The organism is Pseudomonas sp. 18173 (genome assembly GCF_050432945.1).
Classification (GTDB): domain Bacteria; phylum Pseudomonadota; class Gammaproteobacteria; order Pseudomonadales; family Pseudomonadaceae; genus Aquipseudomonas.
Genome location: NZ_JBKFTN010000005.1, coordinates 306768 through 325879, shown reverse-complemented (window position 1 = coordinate 325879; position 19112 = coordinate 306768). Strand labels below are relative to the sequence as shown.

General features: G+C 60.9%; 18 protein-coding genes. 11 read left to right on the top strand and 7 right to left on the bottom strand.

The window, feature by feature from the left end:
• On the top strand, nucleotides 1–877 hold an 877-nt coding region (locus tag ACLD1X_RS08520), incomplete at its 5' end, for an ABC transporter permease subunit (protein WP_429366927.1).
• Nucleotides 878–1010: 133 nt separating this feature from the next.
• On the opposite strand, the gene ACLD1X_RS08515 is transcribed toward ACLD1X_RS08520, so the two are convergent.
• Nucleotides 1011–1652, bottom strand: a complete 642-nt coding sequence (locus ACLD1X_RS08515) for an HD domain-containing protein (RefSeq protein ID WP_429366926.1) — start codon at nucleotides 1650–1652, stop codon at nucleotides 1011–1013.
• Between the two features lie 348 nt (nucleotides 1653–2000).
• Between ACLD1X_RS08515 and ACLD1X_RS08510 the strand changes: the two genes are divergently transcribed.
• Nucleotides 2001–2966 (top strand): GlxA family transcriptional regulator, encoded by a 966-nt coding sequence (locus tag ACLD1X_RS08510; RefSeq protein WP_429366925.1) that lies wholly within the window; start codon nucleotides 2001–2003, stop codon nucleotides 2964–2966.
• 141 nt (nucleotides 2967–3107) lie between these two features.
• Here the strand turns inward: ACLD1X_RS08510 and ACLD1X_RS08505 are convergent, their stop codons facing one another.
• Entirely contained in the window at nucleotides 3108–5507 is a 2400-nt protein-coding gene (locus tag ACLD1X_RS08505) for a penicillin acylase family protein (RefSeq protein ID WP_429366924.1), read from the bottom strand.
• A 103-nt stretch (nucleotides 5508–5610) separates the two neighbouring features.
• Complete coding sequence (locus ACLD1X_RS08500; protein ID WP_429366923.1) at nucleotides 5611–6192, bottom strand: DUF6436 domain-containing protein; 582 nt, start codon at nucleotides 6190–6192, stop codon at nucleotides 5611–5613.
• 96 nt (nucleotides 6193–6288) lie between these two features.
• On the opposite strand from ACLD1X_RS08500, the gene ACLD1X_RS08495 reads away from it, so the two are divergent.
• Nucleotides 6289–7236: an alpha/beta hydrolase gene (locus ACLD1X_RS08495; protein WP_429366922.1), complete on the top strand. Its 948-nt coding sequence runs from the start codon at nucleotides 6289–6291 to the stop codon at nucleotides 7234–7236.
• Nucleotides 7237–7379: 143 nt separating this feature from the next.
• Here the strand turns inward: ACLD1X_RS08495 and ACLD1X_RS08490 are convergent, their stop codons facing one another.
• Nucleotides 7380–8132, bottom strand: a complete 753-nt coding sequence (locus ACLD1X_RS08490; RefSeq protein WP_429366921.1) for a hypothetical protein — start codon at nucleotides 8130–8132, stop codon at nucleotides 7380–7382.
• Nucleotides 8133–8240: 108 nt separating this feature from the next.
• Between ACLD1X_RS08490 and ACLD1X_RS08485 the strand changes: the two genes are divergently transcribed.
• The gene (locus tag ACLD1X_RS08485; RefSeq protein ID WP_429366920.1) at nucleotides 8241–8873 is read left to right on the top strand and encodes a 2OG-Fe(II) oxygenase; all 633 of its coding nucleotides are present in this window, start codon (nucleotides 8241–8243) and stop codon (nucleotides 8871–8873) included.
• Nucleotides 8874–8875: 2 nt separating this feature from the next.
• Nucleotides 8876–9373, top strand: coding sequence for a DUF523 domain-containing protein (locus ACLD1X_RS08480; RefSeq protein ID WP_429366919.1), 498 nt, complete (start codon nucleotides 8876–8878; stop codon nucleotides 9371–9373).
• Nucleotides 9374–9482: 109 nt separating this feature from the next.
• Here ACLD1X_RS08480 and ACLD1X_RS08475 read toward each other — a convergent pair whose 3' ends face one another.
• On the bottom strand, nucleotides 9483–10067 hold the full coding sequence (locus ACLD1X_RS08475) for a transporter substrate-binding domain-containing protein (RefSeq protein WP_429366918.1): 585 nt from the start codon (nucleotides 10065–10067) through the stop codon (nucleotides 9483–9485).
• Nucleotides 10068–10202: 135 nt separating this feature from the next.
• On the opposite strand from ACLD1X_RS08475, the gene ACLD1X_RS08470 reads away from it, so the two are divergent.
• Nucleotides 10203–10628: a DUF4399 domain-containing protein gene (locus ACLD1X_RS08470; RefSeq protein ID WP_429366917.1), complete on the top strand. Its 426-nt coding sequence runs from the start codon at nucleotides 10203–10205 to the stop codon at nucleotides 10626–10628.
• A gap of 62 nt (nucleotides 10629–10690) precedes the next feature.
• On the opposite strand, the gene serA is transcribed toward ACLD1X_RS08470, so the two are convergent.
• Nucleotides 10691–11920, bottom strand: a complete 1230-nt coding sequence (gene serA, locus ACLD1X_RS08465; RefSeq protein ID WP_056854035.1) for a phosphoglycerate dehydrogenase — start codon at nucleotides 11918–11920, stop codon at nucleotides 10691–10693.
• 204 nt (nucleotides 11921–12124) lie between these two features.
• Between serA and ACLD1X_RS08460 the strand changes: the two genes are divergently transcribed.
• From ACLD1X_RS08460 to ACLD1X_RS08445, 4 genes are all read left to right on the top strand, one after another.
• Nucleotides 12125–13519: an FAD-binding oxidoreductase gene (locus ACLD1X_RS08460; protein ID WP_057398791.1), complete on the top strand. Its 1395-nt coding sequence runs from the start codon at nucleotides 12125–12127 to the stop codon at nucleotides 13517–13519.
• Between the two features lie 37 nt (nucleotides 13520–13556).
• Nucleotides 13557–14222, top strand: coding sequence for a fumarylacetoacetate hydrolase family protein (locus tag ACLD1X_RS08455; protein ID WP_007995532.1), 666 nt, complete (start codon nucleotides 13557–13559; stop codon nucleotides 14220–14222).
• Nucleotides 14223–14476: 254 nt separating this feature from the next.
• Entirely contained in the window at nucleotides 14477–15403 is a 927-nt protein-coding gene (locus tag ACLD1X_RS08450; RefSeq protein WP_429366916.1) for an SdiA-regulated domain-containing protein, read from the top strand.
• Between the two features lie 118 nt (nucleotides 15404–15521).
• A complete protein-coding gene (locus ACLD1X_RS08445) occupies nucleotides 15522–16439 on the top strand; it encodes an SdiA-regulated domain-containing protein (RefSeq protein WP_429366915.1) in 918 nt (305 codons plus the stop codon).
• A 128-nt stretch (nucleotides 16440–16567) separates the two neighbouring features.
• On the opposite strand, the gene rpiA is transcribed toward ACLD1X_RS08445, so the two are convergent.
• Nucleotides 16568–17242, bottom strand: coding sequence for a ribose-5-phosphate isomerase RpiA (rpiA, locus tag ACLD1X_RS08440; protein ID WP_429366914.1), 675 nt, complete (start codon nucleotides 17240–17242; stop codon nucleotides 16568–16570).
• A 320-nt stretch (nucleotides 17243–17562) separates the two neighbouring features.
• On the opposite strand from rpiA, the gene ilvA reads away from it, so the two are divergent.
• Nucleotides 17563–19077: a threonine ammonia-lyase, biosynthetic gene (gene ilvA / locus ACLD1X_RS08435; protein WP_429366913.1), complete on the top strand. Its 1515-nt coding sequence runs from the start codon at nucleotides 17563–17565 to the stop codon at nucleotides 19075–19077.
• The last annotated feature ends 35 nt before the right edge of the window (nucleotides 19078–19112 follow it).

Genomic DNA, 19112 nt, shown 5'->3' with positions numbered 1-19112 from the left:
TTTCTCCAGCCTGATGCTGGTACTGGGTCTGTTGTTCATCTACCTGCCGATGCTGATCCTGGTGATCTACTCGTTCAACGCCTCGAAACTGGTAACGGTGTGGGGCGGCTGGTCGATCAAGTGGTACGTCGGCCTGCTCGACAACACCCAACTGATGGGCTCGGTGGTGCGCTCGCTGGAAATCGCCTGCTACACGGCGGTGGCGGCGGTGGCACTGGGTACATTGGCGGCGTTCGTCCTGACGCGCATCACGCGCTTCAAGGGTCGCACCCTGTTCGGTGGCCTGGTGACCGCGCCGCTGGTAATGCCCGAGGTGATCACCGGTCTGTCGCTGTTGCTGCTGTTCGTGGCCATGGCGCAGATGATCGGCTGGCCACAGGAACGCGGCATCGTCACCATCTGGATCGCCCACACCACGTTCTGCGCGGCCTATGTGGCGGTGGTGGTCTCGGCGCGCTTGCGTGAGCTGGACCTGTCCATCGAAGAGGCGGCGATGGATCTGGGCGCGAAACCGTGGAAGGTGTTCTTCCTGATCACCATCCCGATGATCGCGCCATCGCTGGCGGCGGGCGGCATGATGTCGTTTGCCCTGTCGCTGGATGACCTGGTGCTGGCGAGCTTCGTGTCGGGCCCGGGTTCCACGACCCTGCCGATGGAAGTGTTCTCGGCGGTGCGCCTGGGCGTGAAGCCCGAGATCAACGCCGTGGCCAGCCTGATTCTGCTGGCGGTATCGATCGTGACCTTCATGGTCTGGTTCTTCAGCCGTCGTGCCGAAGAAAGCCGCAAGCGTGCGATCCAGCAAGCGATCGAAGAAGCGGCAGCCGACTCGTGGAAGCAACCGGACGTGCGTCGCGCACAGGCACCGGAAGCGGCTTGAACAATGTCGGGTTGGCCACAGCTCTGTGGCCAACCCAATCCTCTGTAGGAGCGAGCTTGCTCGCGAAGTTGTGTCAGTCGAAGTCAATGTGACTGATGCACCATCGCGAGCAAGCTCGCTCCTACAAGGTCTTTTATGCAGTCCAGGGTGAATTGCGGATGACCTCGACGAAGTTCATCGGCTTGAACCCCGGCTCCTGATCCACCAGCACGTCGGTCTTCACATTACCGAAGGTGGTCTGCGGACGATGGCGCAAGCCGTCGGCAAATGCACAGATGATGCACTCCTTGAATCCCTCACCCCTTGGATGCGCATGCACCACTGCTTCGCGCTGCACGGTGGAAAACGCCGCGTAGTCCATGCCCAGCACGTCCATCTCGACACCCGCGGTCACTAGCGCCACGGTTGGCCGCAAGTGTTGTGGCACGCCCGGTGTGGTGTGCAGGGCAATCGACAGCCAGACCTGTTCGATATCGTCATCGCTCAACCCGTAAGGCTTGAGGAACGCCGCTGCCGCGTTGGCCCCATCGACTTCGAAGCGTTCGTTGTCACTGCGATGACCTTCCACCAGGCCCAGGTCATGGAACATTGCCCCGACGTACAACAACTCCGGGTTGTAGGCCAGTTGCTTGCGCTCACCGCTCAGTGCGCCGAACAGGAAGACCCGGCGCGAGTGGTGGTAGAGCAAGTCCGATTCGATGTCGCGGATGTATTCGGTGGTGGCCCTGGCCAATGCGCTGTCGGGGATCCTGATGCCGGCGATGGTGGTGCTCATGGAGTTTTCCTCGTCGTGAACGCCCTGTTGGCGCTGAGGGTTCAAGTCTGTTCCGGCCCCCGAAACCGGACAATCGATCCATGGCTGCGATCCCGGCCAATGAGCGTGCATATCGCGCCAACCTCGCTTGTTGGGCGGGGATTGGCTAGGGTTGAGCGCGGCAAGTGAATTTACTGTGGCGAGGGGGCTTGCCCCCGTTCGGCTGCGAAGCAGTCGCAATATCTCTAATCGCGGTGTGTCTGATGCAATTGGGTTAATGGTTTTAGGGGCGCTTCGCACCCCAACGGGGGCAAGCCCCCTCGCCACAGGTACGCGTCGATCCTGAATCATTGAGGGCGTTTTCAGACCATGAGTAAAACCGTCGCCATCGTGGTGTTCGCCGGCGTCCAGTCGCTGGACGTCACCGGTCCCATGGATGTGTTTTCCGAGGCCAATCGTTTCCTTGCGCCGAAGGATCACTATCGGCTGGAGGTGATCGGTGTGGAGCGCGGGGTGATGGCGTGTTCCAACGGCTTGTCACTCAACGGTCATCGCCATTTCAGCGATGCGCTGGAGCCGTATGACCTGTTACTGGTGGCTGGCGGTCCGCAGTTGCCGTTCATGGATTTCGGCATGGCATTCGATGCCTGGTTGCGCGATGCCTGCGCGCGGGCCAGGCGCTTTGGCTCGATCTGCAATGGCGCCTTCATGCTCGCCCGGGCGGGGTTGCTGGAGGGGCGCACGGTCACCACCCATTGGGGCGATGCGGCTGCGTTGGCCGCGTTGTGCCCGTCTACGCAGGTCGAGGCGGATCGTTTGTATGTGCAAGACGAGGAGCTTTACACCTCGGCGGGGGTCACGGCGGGGATCGATCTGTCCCTGTACCTGCTGGGCCGGGATCACGGGCCGGAAGTGGCATTGAATGTGGCCAAGCGGCTGGTGGTGTTCACCCAGCGTTCGGGCGGGCAGTCGCAGTTCAGCCCGTTCCTCACGCCCCACGCCGAACCGGCCTCGGCGGTGGCGATGGTCCAGCATTACGTGTTGGCCAACCTGACCGGTGACCTGACCATCGCTGATCTGGCCAACGCCGCCAACATGAGCGCGCGCAATTTTTCCCGGGTATTTGCCAGGGAAGCGAAAATCACCCCGGCCGAGTTCGTCGAGCGTGCGCGGGTCGATGCGGCGCGAGTGATGCTCGAAAGCACTCGTGCGCCGCTCAAGACCGTGGCCTATCAATGCGGTTTTCGCGATGCCCAGCACATGCGCAGTGTGTTCAATCGCAGGCTGGGGGTGACGCCGCAGCAGTTCCGGCTGAATTTTGCGGCGATGGATTGAAATTGTGTGTTGTTTTTTCGGGCCTCTTCGCGGGCAAGCCCGCTCCCACAGGTTTCTCTGGTGTTCACAAAATTTGTGTTCGACACAGATCCTTGTGGGAGCGGGCTTGCCCGCGAAGGGGCCGGTCCAGTCAATGCAAAATTACTGCGCAGCCCGCGCCGGCAGCAGCTTCAAGGTGCTGTGGGTATTGGCCGTGACCTCTTCATCATTGAGATGCGCCTGGAAGTACATTCCCTCGATGTAGGCCTCGGCCTGGTCATCATAGTGACTGTCGAACAGCACGCCGCTCTGGCCAACCGGGTTGACGGTCAGGCTGTGGGCCGGGTCGGCGAAGTCGATCAGGCGCCGGGTCGAGGGGCCGTAGGTGACAGGCCACGGCGCCGGGCCGATCTTCGCCGAGAGGTTGTTCGGCACTTCATGGCTGCCGGGTGCGGCGAAGGGGCCGACATTGAAGAGCAGGTCCAGCGGCTTTTGCTGCCCCAGCGGATGGCCATGGGTCAATGTGTGCGCGCTGCCCCACTGCCATTGCGAGGCGTCGGTGCCGAGAGTGTTCTTGAGGTGCGCGATGCTGGCCTGCCAGGCCGCCTTGACCGTATCGGCACGGGTTTCCTTGCCGGGGGTGCTGCGGTTGTCCCACCATGGCGAATCGGCAGTGTCGGCCAGCCGGGGTAGCGCGGCGTCGATTATCCGGGTCGAGAGCAGCGTTTCGAAGAAGTCGTTACCCAGCTCATCGCGCATCGTCGCGTCAGCCAGGTTGAACAGGAACTGGTTGAACAACGTGGCGCTGGTCGAGTCGAGCGGGTAGTCGCCTTTCCACTGGGCCAGTTGCTCCACCAGTTTGAGTTCGGCGGGATCCTTCACCACTTCGCGCAACACCGGCAACAGCGGTGCCAGCAAGCGCGGGCCATAGGCGGTGGTGGTGCCCAGTTGCAGCTTCTGGCTGTTTTCCAGGTCCCATTTGACGGCGTTGTCGCTGAGTTGGCGATTGAGCTGCTGGCCACGATCGGCAAGGTTGTAATAACCGGGAATCTCCATGCCGGTCGGTGATACCGGCTGGAAGTTGGCCGAGACGATGTAGCCCCGCGCCGGGTTCTCTTCCTGAGGGTTGGCGCTGAACGGGTAGAAGCCATCCTTGTCTGCCTCGGTGGTGCTGCCATCGAGGATGAACCACGGGCGAACACCGGCCGGACGTTTAGGCAATTGCGCCGCCGCCCACCAGGCGATGTCACCCTTGGCATTGGCCCAGACGACGTTCAGGCCCGGGGCCTGGATTTTTGACGCGGCGCTGCGGGCCTTGGTCAGGGTGTCGGCGCGATTGAGCTGATAGAAGCCCTCCAGGATCGGGTTCTGGCTTTCGAGAAACGCCCACCACATGGCAATCGGTGTCTTGCCAGCGCTGTTGCCCAATGCATCGTTGACGATCGGGCCGTGAGGCGACTGGCGCAGCACCAGGGTGACCGGGGCCTGTCCCTTGACCGCGATCTGCTGCTCGCTGGTCGTCATCTCCACCCAATTGCCGCGATACCAGACCTGGTTGGGGTTGTCCGGGTTGACCTTCTCGGCGATCAGGTCGAGGTCGTCGTTCTGGAACATGGTGATGCTCCAGCCGAAGTCGTGGTTCATGCCCAGGGAGGCGAACGGCATCAAGGCCTGATAGTGGCCGTAGAGTTCGAAGCCCGGTGCCGAAAGTTGCGCTTCGTACCACACCGACGGCGCAGAAAAACGGATATGCGGATCACCCGCCAGCAGCGGCTTGCCGCTTTCGGTCCGGCTGCCTGCAACGACCCAGGCGTTGCTGCCCTCGAACTGCGGCAGGCCGTTGTCAGCCAGGGCTTGTTCGCTCAGGCGGGCGAGGGCGTTGAGGTCTTTCCAGTCGGCGCTGGCCAAGGCGGGAGCGGTCCCGTTGAGCACGCCCTTTGGCTGCCAGTCGAGATCGAAGATGTTCAGGTAGTCGGGCCCCAGTTGATCGCGCACGAATGTCAGCAGGGGTTCGGTACGAAAGGCCGCGGCAAAACTGTAGGCCATGTACCCGGCAATGCTGATGGTGTCCTGGGCGGTGAATGGGCGCTTGGGAATGCCCAGCACATCGAACTCCACGGGTTTGGCGTGGCTGTCCTGATACTGGTTGATGCCGTCCAGATAGGCTTGCATGGCGATGAAGCTGGGCGACTGCTTGTCGAGATTTGCCAGGTAGGTTTCGGCGCGTTCGCGAATGCGCAGGCTGCGCATCAGTTTGTCGGTGTCGAGCAGTTTCGGCCCGAGCACTTCCGCCAGCTCACCACGGGCCAGACGACGCAGGACTTCCATCTGGAACAAGCGGTCCTGGGCATGCACGTAGCCGAGGGCGCGGTACAGGTCTGTTTCGTTCTCGGCGCGGATGTGCGGCACGCCGCGCTCGTCGTAGCGCACAGTGACGGAGCCTTGCAGGTGTTGCAGTTCCACCATGCCCTGGCGTGACGGCTGCTTGCTGTAGAGGTACCAGCCGGTTCCAGCGGCCAGTGCGACGATCAACAGAGCGAGAGCGGTCAGGCTGCGTTTCATGGCGACTCCTTGTTGTTATTGTGATTCCAGGGGTCACTGTGTAACACGGCGCGCCGATTTGGCGCATCGCCCGTAGGAGGGATTCGTATTGCCGCGTCTTTCCCTACTTCGCTGGATCGACAGGCCACGGGCAGTAACAACCCACGGCCAGTGTGTGCGTGGCACTCACTGCACGGCCTTCGTCCAGCGCTTGCAGGATCGGTTCGATAAAGCTGTTGTTCGAATTGCAGGTCAGCCCTTCGCTGTAGGGGCCGAAGTACGCCAGTTTGCCGCTGCGATCCCAGATCGCCACGGCCGGGCTGGCGGGGATCTGCTCGGAGCCGGGCAGGATGTCGATGGTCTTCAGGCTGCTCAAGGTGCTCGGCAACTGGCCGTGGCTGCCGGGTTTTTGCACGGCATAGAATTGCACGCCATGGGGTGCATAGCGCTGCACCAGCTCGGTCAGGTGTTGTTGATTGCCGACATTGCACGGGCAGGCAGGGTCCCAGAAATGCACCAGGCGGATGGCGCCGGGGCCGGCGAGGGATTCGGGAAGGCGTAGCGGATCACCCGAAAACATCGCCGTGTGCTCGCTGAACGCTCGCAGGTAGCGCCCCTGGAACCAGTCGTAGGCCGTCCACAACACGCCGGCACACACCACGGCGAGCAGGCTGGCAAACAGGTTGGTGCGAAAGGGCGGGCGCATCGGTTCGGTCCTCGAAGGCCGGCTAGCTTGCCATGCTTGCCGCGACAGAAGAATATCGCAGGCCTATAAAGTCTGTTTCACGCTCTGGAATTGTCCATGCCGGCTACTTTCGACCCTGATCTTCTACGTGCAAGCTTGCTGCCACTGGCGGCCGGGCAGCCGTTGTCGGCACAGGCGCAGGCTTACCAGCAATTCTACGGACTGGATTTTGCGTCGCGTCAGGTGCGCAGCGGTCTTGGGCGATTCGAGGTCGATGGTTATGAGCTGGTCAGCCAGTTCTGGTGGCCCGAGCAAGCGAAGGCGACGCTGTTCGTCATCCACGGTTTCTACGATCACACCGGGCTCTACCGGCATGTGATCGAGTGGGCGCTGGACCAGGGCTTTGCGGTGATTGCCTGCGACTTGCCGGGGCATGGCCTGTCCAGTGGCGAGCGGGCGAGCATCAAGGACTTCGCCGAGTATCAGGACGCATTGCAGGGGTTGTTCCGCGAGGCGCAATCGCTCGACCTGCCGCAACCGTGGCACCTGTGCGGGCAGAGTACCGGCGGCGCGATCGTGATCGATCATGTGTTGAATGCGGGGGCGAACAGCCCGGCGCAAGGGCAGGTGATCCTGCTGTCGCCGCTGGTGCGGCCGCGGGCGTGGGGCTGGTCGCAGCTGAGTTACTACGTGCTCAAGCCTTTCGTCAAAGCCATCGCCCGGCGCTTCAGCGAGAACTCCAACGACCCGGCCTTTTTGCCGTTCCTGCAAGCCGATCCGTTGCAGCCGCTGCGCTTGCCGACAGCCTGGGTGGGTGCGTTGGCACGCTGGATCAAGCGCATCGAGGCCGCGCCCATGAGTCCCCGCCGGCCGCTGATCGTGCAGGGGCAGGCTGACATGACGGTGGATTGGGAGCACAACCTGCAAGTGTTGCGGAGCAAGTTTGATCGGCCGCAAGTGCTGATGCTGCCCGAGGCACGGCATCATCTGGCGAATGAAACGTTGGTGATGCGACAGGAGTATTTCGGGTTTTTGACCCGGCGGATCAAGGGCCGAAATTCTTAGTGACTGTTCCGGCCCCATCGTCGGAACGCCGCCCGGGGCAAGCCCGCTCCCACAGTGTTTTGAGTCAACCCACAATTTTGTGATCACCGCAAAACCTGTGGGAGCGGGCTTGCCCGCGAAAGCGATCTACTTGGAAACGAATATCACTGGGTCAGGTTCGAATTGCTCTGCCCAACCGCCAACCCCGCCCGAATCGCCGCCAGCGCTGCCTGGTAATAAGCCTGGCCTTCTGCCGATTCGGCAAAGGTCGCGAACTCTTCCAGCTCGTCGTCCGACAGGTCGCGATAGACATACAGCAGTGTGTTGTTGAGGTCGCTGCCAATCTGGTCCATCAGGCGCTGGCGCTGGCCGTTGAGCATGCCCTGGGCCTGACCGGCGCCGAGCAGCCCCGGGATCATCGAACTCAGGCTGTCGGCGGCAACCCCGGCAATCGCCAGGCTGACTTCCGCGCCGGCCTCGCGAGCGGGCAGGGCTTGTGCCAAATGGCCGATGATCAGCATGCGGCTGTCGCTGGCCTGCATCTTGGGCAGGCCCTTGGCGTTTTTCGCCAGTTGGTCGCGGCGGGTCGCCAGCAATTCGGCGGCGACGATTTTCTTGCCCAGGGACGATTGGAAAAACGTCAGCGCAGGTTTGGGATCGGCTAGGTTCTTGCGCAATTGTGTTTCGGCGCGCTGGTCCACGGCCTGGGCGGAAAAGCGCTGATTGCTGTTACTGACCAGTGCCTGAAACACCGCCGGCGGCAGGCTGCCCTGGTAGCGTTGCTGGGCGGCGGAGAGGGCGTCGTTGAAATGCGCGCGTTGTTCCGGCCAGCCGGCGACCTTGTACAACTGGTCGTGGCCGTCTGCCCAGGCGGGCAAAACGCAGAACATCAGCAGTGATAAAAGCAAACGGCGCATAGGGACTCCTGTCAGCAGGCGACTATTCTCCGTGCGGCATCCGTACTTGTCGAGAATTCGTATCAACCCGCTGCGCGGCTCTGTCGGATTTCCGGGCACAGGAATACTATGCGCGGCATGCAAATATCCTCTGATCACCCGCTGCTGTTACGAATCGTCGACGACCTGGCCGAGAACGGCTGGTCGCAGCAGAATATTTTCCTGCCTCAGGACCTGACCCGGGCACTGGCGGCCGAGTGCCGTAAACGTGCGGCCGAGGGTGAACTGGCTCCGGCGGCGGTGGGCCGCGGGTTGTCATCGGAGATCCGCGAAGGGATTCGTGGCGACCATATCCAGTGGATCGACCCCGGTCAGGCAGAGGCGTGCGACAGCTACCTGAGTTTGATGGACAGCCTGCGCGAGGCGATCAATCGCGGCCTGTTTCTCGGCCTGGAAGATTTCGAAAGCCATTTTGCGCTGTACCCGCCCGGGGCGTTCTACCTGAAGCATGTCGACCGTTTTCGCGATGACGACCGGCGCATGGTGTCGGCGGTGGTTTACCTCAATGACGGCTGGCTTCCCGAACACGGTGGCCAGTTGCGCATGTACCTCGACAATGATCGCGCCTACGACGTGCAACCTATCGGCGGCTGCCTGGTGGTGTTTCTCTCCGGAGAGGTTCCCCACGAAGTCCTGCCCGCGACCCGGGATCGACTGTCGCTGACCGGCTGGTTCCGGCGGCGCGGCAACGAGCCGTTCTGATCATGCAGAAAATTCTCGTCAGCCGCTGCCTGTTGGGCCACCGCGTACGTTACGACGGCGGGGCCAGCAGGCCGTTCGATCAACTTCAGCAATGGCTTGATGATGGTCGGGTCGTGCCATTGTGCCCGGAGGTCGCCGGTGGCTTGCCAACGCCACGGCCCGCAGCGGAAATTCCAGGCGGGCAGGGCGTGCAAGTCCTCGATGGCCAGGCGTTGGTGATCACGACCGAAGGCGAGGACGTCAGTGCGGCGTTTTTGTCGGGGGCGTATCAGGCGCTGGAGCTGGTGCAAAAGCATGACATCCGCATCGCCGTCCTCAAGGCCAACAGCCCGTCCTGCGGCAATCTGCTGACTTATGACGGGACGTTCAGCGGTGTGAAGGTCAGTGGCGAGGGCGTGACGGCGGCGCTGCTCAAGCGCCACGGAGTTCAAGTCTTCAGCGAGCTGGAATTGCCGCAAGCAGCGCAGGCCCTGGCTGCGCAGGATTTACAAACACTGTAAACCCTGTGGGAGCGGGCTTGCCCGCGATGGCGGCTGCACATTCAGCATGTGTGTTGGAGCTGCGGGCCTCATCGCGGGCAAGCCCGCTCCCACAGGTTTAACTCGCAATTCAGGGCTTCGGTGCAACCCCCGCATCCGCCCCCAACCACTTCTGCTCCAGCGCTTGCAGGCGCCCATCATCCTTGATCCGCTGCAATGCGTTTTCCAGGCTGGCATGGAACGCCGGATTGCCCTTCTGAAACGGAATCGCCAGGCTCACGGCCGGGTTGGCTTTTGGCTTCTCCTCTGTCAGCGACTGCACCAGCAGAATGGAGCGCGGTTCTTCTTTGTGCGCGATCAATTGCGCATGGGTCTGAATGTAAGGCTCGCTGAAGTCGAAACGATCCTTGAGATCCGGGGTCACTGCTACGTGGTTGATAGCGATGTCGTATTTGCCGCTTTCGACACCGGTCAGCAGGTCGCTGCCGTCGGTGACGACAAAGTCGGCCCGGACATCGAGTTCACTTGCCAGCATTTGGCCCAGTTCGACTTCGAAACCGGTGAGCTTGTCGTCATCCTTGAAGTTGAATGGGGGAGTGTTGGCTTCAACGGCAATGCGCAATTCGCCCCGGTCGTTGATGTCATCAATCAGTTCGGCGTGAGCCAAGGGGCTCAAAAGGGGTAGCAGGCAGATCAGGCCAGGCAGAAAGCGCATGGTCACTCCTTTGAATTTATTATCGCGACCCTCTGATTCAGGCTCGCTTTGCTATGGTTGTCGAGTGCCTTCGACAACGAATGGCCATGAAGTTGTCATGGTCACGCGGATTTTACGGAAAAACTGGAGAAGAGAATGAAAACCTTTATGTCACGTGCTGCTTTGGCTGGCCTGTTGATGGGTGTTTCGGTGCTGGCCAGTGCTGCAACGCCGGCGCCGAAAGGTGCCGAAGTGTCCATCGTTTCTCCCAAGGACGGCGCGACCGTTCCACAGACGTTCGTCGTCAAGTTCGCGGTCGAGAACATTGCCCTGGCACCGGCGGGCGATCCCACCAAGAACACCGGTCATCACCACGTGCTGATCGACGTCAATGAGCTGCCAGCCGCCGGTGCGCCGATCCCCAAGGATGCCAACCACCTGCATTTCGGCGGTGCGCAGACCCAGGCTGAAATAACGCTCACGCCGGGCAAGCACACCCTGCAGCTTGAACTGGGCGATAGCAACCACATGCCGTTCGAACCGCCGATCATTTCCGAGAAGATCACCGTCAACGTCAAGTAACGTTGTTGCGTGAATGAAAAAGGGAGCCCGAAGGCTCCCTTTTTTTGTCGCTCAAGTCACTATCAGAACAACACCCGGCTACGGATGGTGCCGTTGACGTGTTGCAGCTTCTCTTGCGCCAGGTCCGAGTACTCGGCGTCGACGTCGATCACCACGTAGCCGACCTTCTCGTTGGTCTGCAGGAACTGACCGGAGATGTTGATGCCGTTTTCGGCGAAGACCTTGTTGATCTCGCTCATCACACCCGGGATGTTTTCGTGGATGTGCAGCAGGCGGTGCTTGCCAGGGTGAGCCGGCAGGGCCACTTCCGGGAAGTTCACGGACGATACCGAAGTACCGTTGTCGCTGTACTTGACCAGTTTTTCCGCCACTTCCAGACCGATGTTGGCCTGCGCTTCAGCGGTAGAACCACCGATGTGCGGGGTCAGGATCACGTTGTCCAGGCCACGCAGCGGGCTTTCGAACTCTTCGTCGTTGGAGCGTGGCTCCACCGGGAATACGTCGATGGCCGCGCCGATCAGGTGTTTGTCCTTGATGGCAGCAGCCAGATGGTCCAGTTCGACCACGGTGCCGCGGGCGGCGTTGATCAGGATGCCGCCTTTCTTGATAGCGCGGATTTCCTTCTCGCCCATCATCCACTGGGTGGCGGCGGTTTCTGGTACGTGCAGCGAAACGATGTCGGACATCGCCAGCAGCTCGTGCAGGTTGCCTACCTGAGTGGCGTTGCCCAATGGCAGCTTGGTGATGGTGTCGTAGAAGTACACCTGCATGCCCAGGCCTTCAGCCAGGACCGACAGTTGAGTACCGATCGAGCCGTAACCGACGATGCCCAGCTTCTTGCCACGGATTTCGAAGGAGTTGGCCGCGCTCTTGATCCAGCCGCCACGGTGGCAGGAAGCGTTTTTCTCAGGGATGCCGCGCAACAGCAGGATCGCTTCGGCCAGTACCAGCTCGGCTACGGAGCGGGTGTTGGAGTACGGTGCGTTGAACACGGCGATACCGCGCTCACGGGCAGCGTCCAGGTCGACCTGGTTGGTGCCGATGCAGAAACACCCTACAGCCACGAGCTTCTTCGCGTGATCGAAGATCTCTTCGGTCAGTTGAGTGCGGGAGCGAATGCCGATGAAGTGAGCATCGGCGATCTTTTCCTTGAGCTGGGCTTCCGGCAGAGAACCAGTGAGGTACTCGATGCTGGTGTAGCCCGCCGCCTTGAGGACGTCGACAGCCGATTGGTGGACGCCTTCGAGAAGAAGGAACTTGATCTTGCTCTTATCGAGAGAAGTCTTGCTCATCTGCGTAAACCTGTATCCCGGAGAAAAATGGCAGGAAATGGTCAACAGACGCTGACCCGAACGGCATGACAGCCGTCGCCGCAGAATCGCCGTTGGGCACTATCCTGCGGGGTCGGTATGCTAGCATATGCGCCCCGCTAAACACTCATTCCTGCGACGTGAAGCGTTCTCAGGATGACCATGAATTGTTCGAGAGTTCTGTCGATGACCAATCCTGCCCTGATTGATGAGCTGAAGACCCTGGTTGAGCCTGGCAAGGTGCTGACCGATGCCGACTCCCTGAATGCTTACGGAAAGGATTGGACCAAGCATTTCGCCCCGGCCCCGACCGCCATCGTGTTCCCCAAGACCACCGAGCAGGTCCAGGCCATCGTCCTGTGGGCCAATAAACACAAGGTGGCGCTGGTGCCGTCCGGCGGTCGTACCGGGTTGTCCGCCGCTGCCGTGGCGGCCAATGGCGAGGTGGTCGTGTCGTTCGACTACATGAACCAGATCCTCGACGTGAACCTCACTGACCGCACCGCCGTGTGTCAGCCGGGCGTGGTCACCGAGCAATTGCAGAACGCGGCCGAAGAAAAGGGCCTGTACTACCCGGTGGACTTCGCTTCGGCCGGTTCCAGCCAGATTGGCGGCAATATCGGCACCAATGCCGGCGGGATCAAGGTCATTCGCTACGGCATGACCCGTAACTGGGTCGCTGGCATGAAAGTCGTCACCGGCAAGGGCGATGTGCTGGAACTGAACCGCGACCTGATCAAGAACGCCACCGGCTACGACATGCGCCAGCTGTTCATCGGCGCCGAAGGTACTCTCGGGTTCGTGGTCGAAGCGACCATGCGCCTGGACCGCGCGCCGAAAAACCTCACCGCGATGGTCCTCGGCACCGCCGATTTCGACTCGATCATGCCGGTGCTGCACGCCTTCCAGAGCAAGCTTGACCTGACTGCCTTCGAATTCTTCTCCGACAAGGCCCTGGCCAAAGTCATGGCCCGTGGCGATGTGCCGGCGCCGTTCGAATCCGACTGCCCGTTCTACGCCCTGCTGGAATTCGAAGCGACCACCGAAGAAGTGGCCAACCACGCGCTGGAAACTTTCGAGCACTGCGTCGAGCAGGGCTGGGTCCTGGACGGCGTGATGAGCCAGAGCGAAACCCAGTTGCAGAACCTGTGGAAGCTGCGCGAATACATCTCCGAAACCATTTCCCACTGGACGCCGTACAAGAACGACATATCGGTCACCGTATCGAAAGTACCGGCGTTCCTGAAGGAAATCGACGCGATCGTCGGCGAACACTACCCGGACTTCGAGATTGTCTGGTTCGGCCACATCGGCGACGGCAACCTGCACTTGAACATCCTCAAGCCGGATAACCTGAGCAAGGACGAGTTCTTCGCCAAGTGCGCCACCGTCAACAAGTGGGTGTTCGAAACCGTCGAAAAGTACAACGGTTCGATCTCCGCCGAGCACGGCGTGGGCATGACCAAGCGTGATTACTTGACCTACAGCCGCTCGCCGGTTGAGATCGAGTACATGAAGGCCGTCAAGGCGGTGTTCGACCCGAACGGCATCATGAACCCGGGCAAGATCTTCGCTGTTTGATTTTCGAATTCAAGAGCTACGAACCAGGAGTCGGTCCATGAGCTATCAGCACCAGTATGTCGACGGTACGCGTATTCACTTCCCTCTGGGGAAGGTGGTGTGCATCGGCCGTAACTACGCCGAGCACGCCAAGGAACTGGATAACCCGGTGCCGACCGAGCCACTGCTGTTCATCAAGCCGGGCAGTTGCGTAGTGCCGCTCGAAGGCGGTTTCAGCATTCCGACCGAGCGCGGTTCGGTGCATTACGAGGCGGAAATCGCGGTCTTGATCGGCAAGCCGTTGTCGACCAAGCCGAGCCGTGAAGAAGTGCTCGACGCCATCTCCGGTTTCGCGCCAGCACTGGACCTGACCCTGCGCGACAAGCAGGCCGAGCTGAAATCCAAGGGCCTGCCCTGGGAAATCGCCAAGTCCTTTGACGGTGCGGCAGTGATTGCGCCGTTCGTGTCCGGCAGCACCTTTGCCGACCTGACCGACATCGGCATCCGCCTGACCATCAATGGCGAAGTGCGCCAGGACGGCAACAGCAGCGCCATGCTCAACCCGATCGTGCCGATGATCCAGCACATGGCCGGCTGCTTCTCGCTGCAGGCCGGGGACGTGATCCTCACCGGCACGCCAGTGGGCGTTGGTCCGCTGAATGTCGGTGACGAGATCGTTCTGGAGTTGCCGGGCGCCAGCCGGTTTACCAGCAGCGTTCGCTGATCCAGACACCGCAAAACCCTGTGGGAGCGGGCTTGCTCGCGAAAGCGGACTGTCAGTCGACATCTCGCTCGACTGACACGGCCCTTTCGCGAGCAAGCCCGCTCCCACATTGGTTTTATGCTGGCCCGCAAAAAATTCACCCTGTCATTTCCCGTTTTTTTCACATCTTTGGATAATTTCAGGGCCTTCGGCCTCTGAGCCGGCCCAAAACTGTGCTATTACCCCTAGCCTGAATTTCTGGAACGCATTCTCCGATGGCCACTCCTCCGCTTTCCACGCTTAAACCTGCCCGCCGCTCACGCTTTGCCCTGCGCTGGCAAATCTGGCTATTGCTGGTGGCCGTTGTCGCCTACGGCGTTGCATTTGCCATGCACTGGGATGCACGGGGCGTGCTCTGGGTGAAAGAGCAATTCAAGAGCCCGGCCGAGCGCCAGGCCAGTGTCTGGCTTCCGGACTACCGGGCGGTGATCGATGCCAAGCCGTTGCCGGGCATGGAGAAAGACGAAGCGTCGGACCTGGCCTATGACCCCCAGACCAAAACCCTGTTTTCGGTCATGGGCAAGAACCCGTTCCTGGTCGAGCTGACGTTGCAGGGTGACGTGCTGCGTAAAATGCCGCTGGTGGGCTGGAGCAACCCGGAAGGCGTTGCCGTACTGGGTAACGGCCTGTTGGCGATTGTCGATGAGCGCGAGCACCTGATCACTGTCGTCAAGGTCGATGCCGACACTCGTGAACTGAACGTCGCCGACTTCCCGAAATACGACCTGGGGCCTTCCAAAGACCAGAACAAGGCCTTCGAAGGTGTCACCTGGGATTCTGCCAATCAGCAGCTGGTGCTGGGCGAAGAGCGTCCGCCGGCATTGTTTGCCTGGAAAGGCGACGGCAAGGTCCTTACCGGTGACAAGCTGAAACTGGCCAGCCATGCGCTGGATATGCGCAACTTGTCGGCACTGGCGATCGACCCGCGGACCGGCCACATGCTGGTGCTGTCCGCCGAGTCGCACCTGTTGCTGGAGCTGGACAAGAAGGGTGAACAGGTCAGTTTCATTACTCTGTTGCGCGGCTTCAACGGCCTGAAAAATACCATCCCGCGTGCCGAAGGCGTGACCATGGATGAAGCGGGCACGCTGTACATGGTGAGCGAGCCGAACCTGTTTTATCGCTTCGAAAAACAGCACTGACGTTTACGATTTACAGGATTGCCTGTGCCCGGTTGTAGGATCGGGCCAGTGACCATTAAGCTTCAGTTCAGACAGGCGTGATATTTCATCCGCCTGTCTTGACCCTGAGCCCGCCCGAATGCATCGATTTGCCCGCCCCAAATCCCTGATTCTGATCCTGTCGGTGGTCTCGCTGATCGCGTTGATAGCGATCGCCCAGTACCAGCGTCTGTTCGAGCGCGCCTGGTTCAATCTGTATGCGCTATGGCAACCGGTGAGTGCCCGATCCATGGAGCTGGACCAATACCAGGTCGTGACTGACGCGCAGGTGATCGATGGCCTGATTGACAATGTCTCGGCACTGACCTACGACCCGGTGCGCAAAAGCCTGTTCACTGTGACCAACAAGCGCAGCGAGCTGATCGAGTTGTCCCTCGACGGCAGGGTTCTGCGCCGTGTGGCACTGGTTGGTTTCGGTGATCCCGAGGCGGTGGAGTTCATCAGCGCCGACACCTACGTGGTCACTGACGAAAGCCAGCAACGGCTTATCAAGATCCATCTGGAGCAGGACACGACCTTCGTCGACGCGGCAGACGCCGAGCAAATGACCATCGGCGTACACATGGGCAGCAACAAAGGCTTCGAGGGCCTGGCTTACGATTCGGTGGGCAAGCGCCTGTTCGTGGCCAAGGAACGCAATCCGATGCTGATCTACGAAGTGCACGGTTTTCCGCGTTTCAATCCTGAAGAATCCTACTCGGTGCACGTGATCAACGACCCCAAGCGTGATGCCGGGATGTTTGTGCAGGACCTGTCGAGCCTGCAATACGACGAGCGCAGCGGGCATTTGCTGGCGCTGTCGGATGAGTCGCGGTTGATTCTGGAGCTGGATGTGGATGGGCGTCCGCTGAGCACGATGTCACTGAGCAAGGGGCGCCAGGGTCTGCAGAAAAACGTGCCACAAGCGGAGGGGATCGCCATGGGAGATGACGGTACGCTGTACCTCGTCAGTGAGCCGAACCTGTTTTACGTCTTCAAGAAGCCAAACCAAAACTGAATCGCACTACAAAACCACTGTGGGAGCGAGCCTGCTCGCGAAGACGGTCTGTCAGTCGACATCTTTACCGACTGACCCGGCCCCTTCGCGAGCAGGCTCGCTCCCACAGGTTTATCGGCGCGCCTGATTTACTCGGCGCGCAGGGTCTTCACGCCTTCGCTGGTACCCAGTAGCAACAGATCCGCCGGACGTGCCGCGAACAAACCATTGGTGACCACGCCGACGATTGCGTTGATCTGCGTCTCCAGCTCCACCGGATTGGTGATCTGCATGTTGAACACGTCGAGGATGATGTTGCCGTTGTCGGTGATCACGCCTTCACGGTAGACCGGGTCGCCACCGAGCTTCACCAGTTGGCGGGCCACATGGCTGCGGGCCATCGGGATCACTTCCACCGGCAGCGGGAAGTTGCCGAGCACCGGCACCAGTTTGCTGGCATCGGCGATGCAGATGAACGTCTTGGCCACGGCCGCGACAATCTTCTCGCGGGTCAGGGCAGCGCCGCCGCCCTTGATCAGGTTCAGGTGCTCATCGCTTTCATCGGCGCCGTCGACATAGAACTCCAGGTCGCTGACGGTATTCAGTTCGTACACCGGAATCCCGTGGCCCTTGAGGCGCGCGGCGGTGGCTTCGGAACTGGCGACGGCGCCATCGAATGCACCCTTGTGTCGGGCCAGGGCATCGATGAAGCAGTTGGCGGTGGAGCCGGTGCCGACCCCGACGATGCTCTTGTCGTCGAGTTTCGGAAGGATGAAGTCGACGGCGGCCTGAGCCACTGCCTGTTTGAGTTGATCCTGGTTCATGCGGGCTCCGAAGTGCCGAAGAGAGAACGAAAGGCCGGCATTATAGGCTTCGGGGCGGGGAAGGTCATTGCCCGATTGGCGGGTCAAATGCGCACATCTGTGATCCCGACACTGTAGGAGCGAGCTCGCTCGCGATGGTCGTGAACGATAACGCGTAAACCAGATACCCAGCGGTGCCTTTGGGTTTTTCGCGAGCAAGCTCGCTCCTACAGGTGATGATCTCTGCCGGTGCCATAAAACCACCGGTTTAATGTGGTCGCACGCCTGAAAGCCGGGTTAGACTCCATGGTCCTGCCCAACCCGCTCAGTGATGCTTTCCGATGCTTGAACAGTACGTCAAAAAGATCCTCACCTCGCGCGTTTATGACGTTGCCGTAGAAACCCCTTTGCAGACTGCCCGCCAGCTCTCCGAGCGGCTGGGCAACAGCATTTGGCTCAAGCGCGAAGACTTGCAGCCGGTGTTCTCGTTCAAGATTCGCGGCGCCTACAACAAGTTGACCCAGTTGAGCGACGAAGAGCGCGCCCGCGGCGTGGTCACCGCGTCGGCGGGCAACCATGCGCAAGGCCTGGCTCTGGCGGCGAAGGTGCTGGGTGTGAAAGCGACCATCGTCATGCCCAAGACCACCCCGGAGATCAAGGTCGAAGGCGTGCGTTCGCGTGGCGGCAAAGTGGTGCTGCACGGCGATTCGTTCCCGGAAGCCCTGGCCTACTCGCTGAAACTGGTCGATGAAAAAGGCTACGTCTACATTCACCCCTACGACGATCCCCACACCATTGCCGGGCAGGGCACCGTGGCCATGGAGATTCTGCGCCAGCACCCGCAACCATTGGATGCGATTTTCGTCCCGGTCGGCGGCGGCGGCCTGATCGCCGGCATCGCCGCGTACGTGAAGTACCTGCGCCCGGACATCAAGATCATCGGCGTCGAACCGGATGACTCCAATTGCCTGCAAGCCGCCATGGCGGCGGGCGAGCGTGTGGTGTTGCCGACTGTGGGCATCTTCGCCGACGGTGTCGCGGTGGCCCAGATCGGTCAGCACACCTTTGACATCTGTAAAGATCATGTCGATGAAGTGATCACCGTCAGCACTGACGAAATCTGTGCGGCCATCAAGGATATCTACGACGATACCCGCTCGATCACCGAACCTGCCGGTGCCTTGGGCGTGGCCGGGATCAAGAAGTATGTCGAGCAGCACGGTGTCAGCGGCCAGACCTTCGTGGCCATCGACTCCGGGGCCAACGTCAACTTCGATCGCCTGCGCCACGTCGCCGAGCGTGCGGAACTGGGCGAGGGTCGCGAAGCCATCATCGCCGTGACCATTCCCGAGAAACCGGGGAGCTTCAAGGCGTTCTGCGAGGCGATCGGCAAGCGCCAGATCACTGAATTCAACTACCGCTACAACACCGGCAGCGAAGCGCACATCTTTGTCGGCGTGCAGACCCACCCGGAAAACGACCCGCGCAGCGCACTGATCGCCAGCCTGAGCGAGCAAGGTTTCCCGGTGCTGGACCTGACCGACAACGAACTGGCCAAGCTGCACATTCGCCACATGGTGGGCGGGCGTGCGGCGCATGTGGTCGATGAAGTGATCCTGCGTTTCGAGTTCCCGGAGCGTCCGGGCGCGCTGTTCAACTTCCTCAACAAGCTCGGCGGGCGCTGGAACATCTCGATGTTCCACTACCGCAACCATGGCGCGGCGGATGGCCGGGTCGTCGCGGGCCTGCAAGTGCCCCACGACGAGCGCCACCTGGTGCCGGCGGCGCTGGAAGAAATCGGCTACCCGTACTGGGACGAAAGCGACAACCCGGCCTATCAGCTGTTTCTTGGCTGAAGGGCTACGCTGATGGGCAGGTCATAAGGAAATCG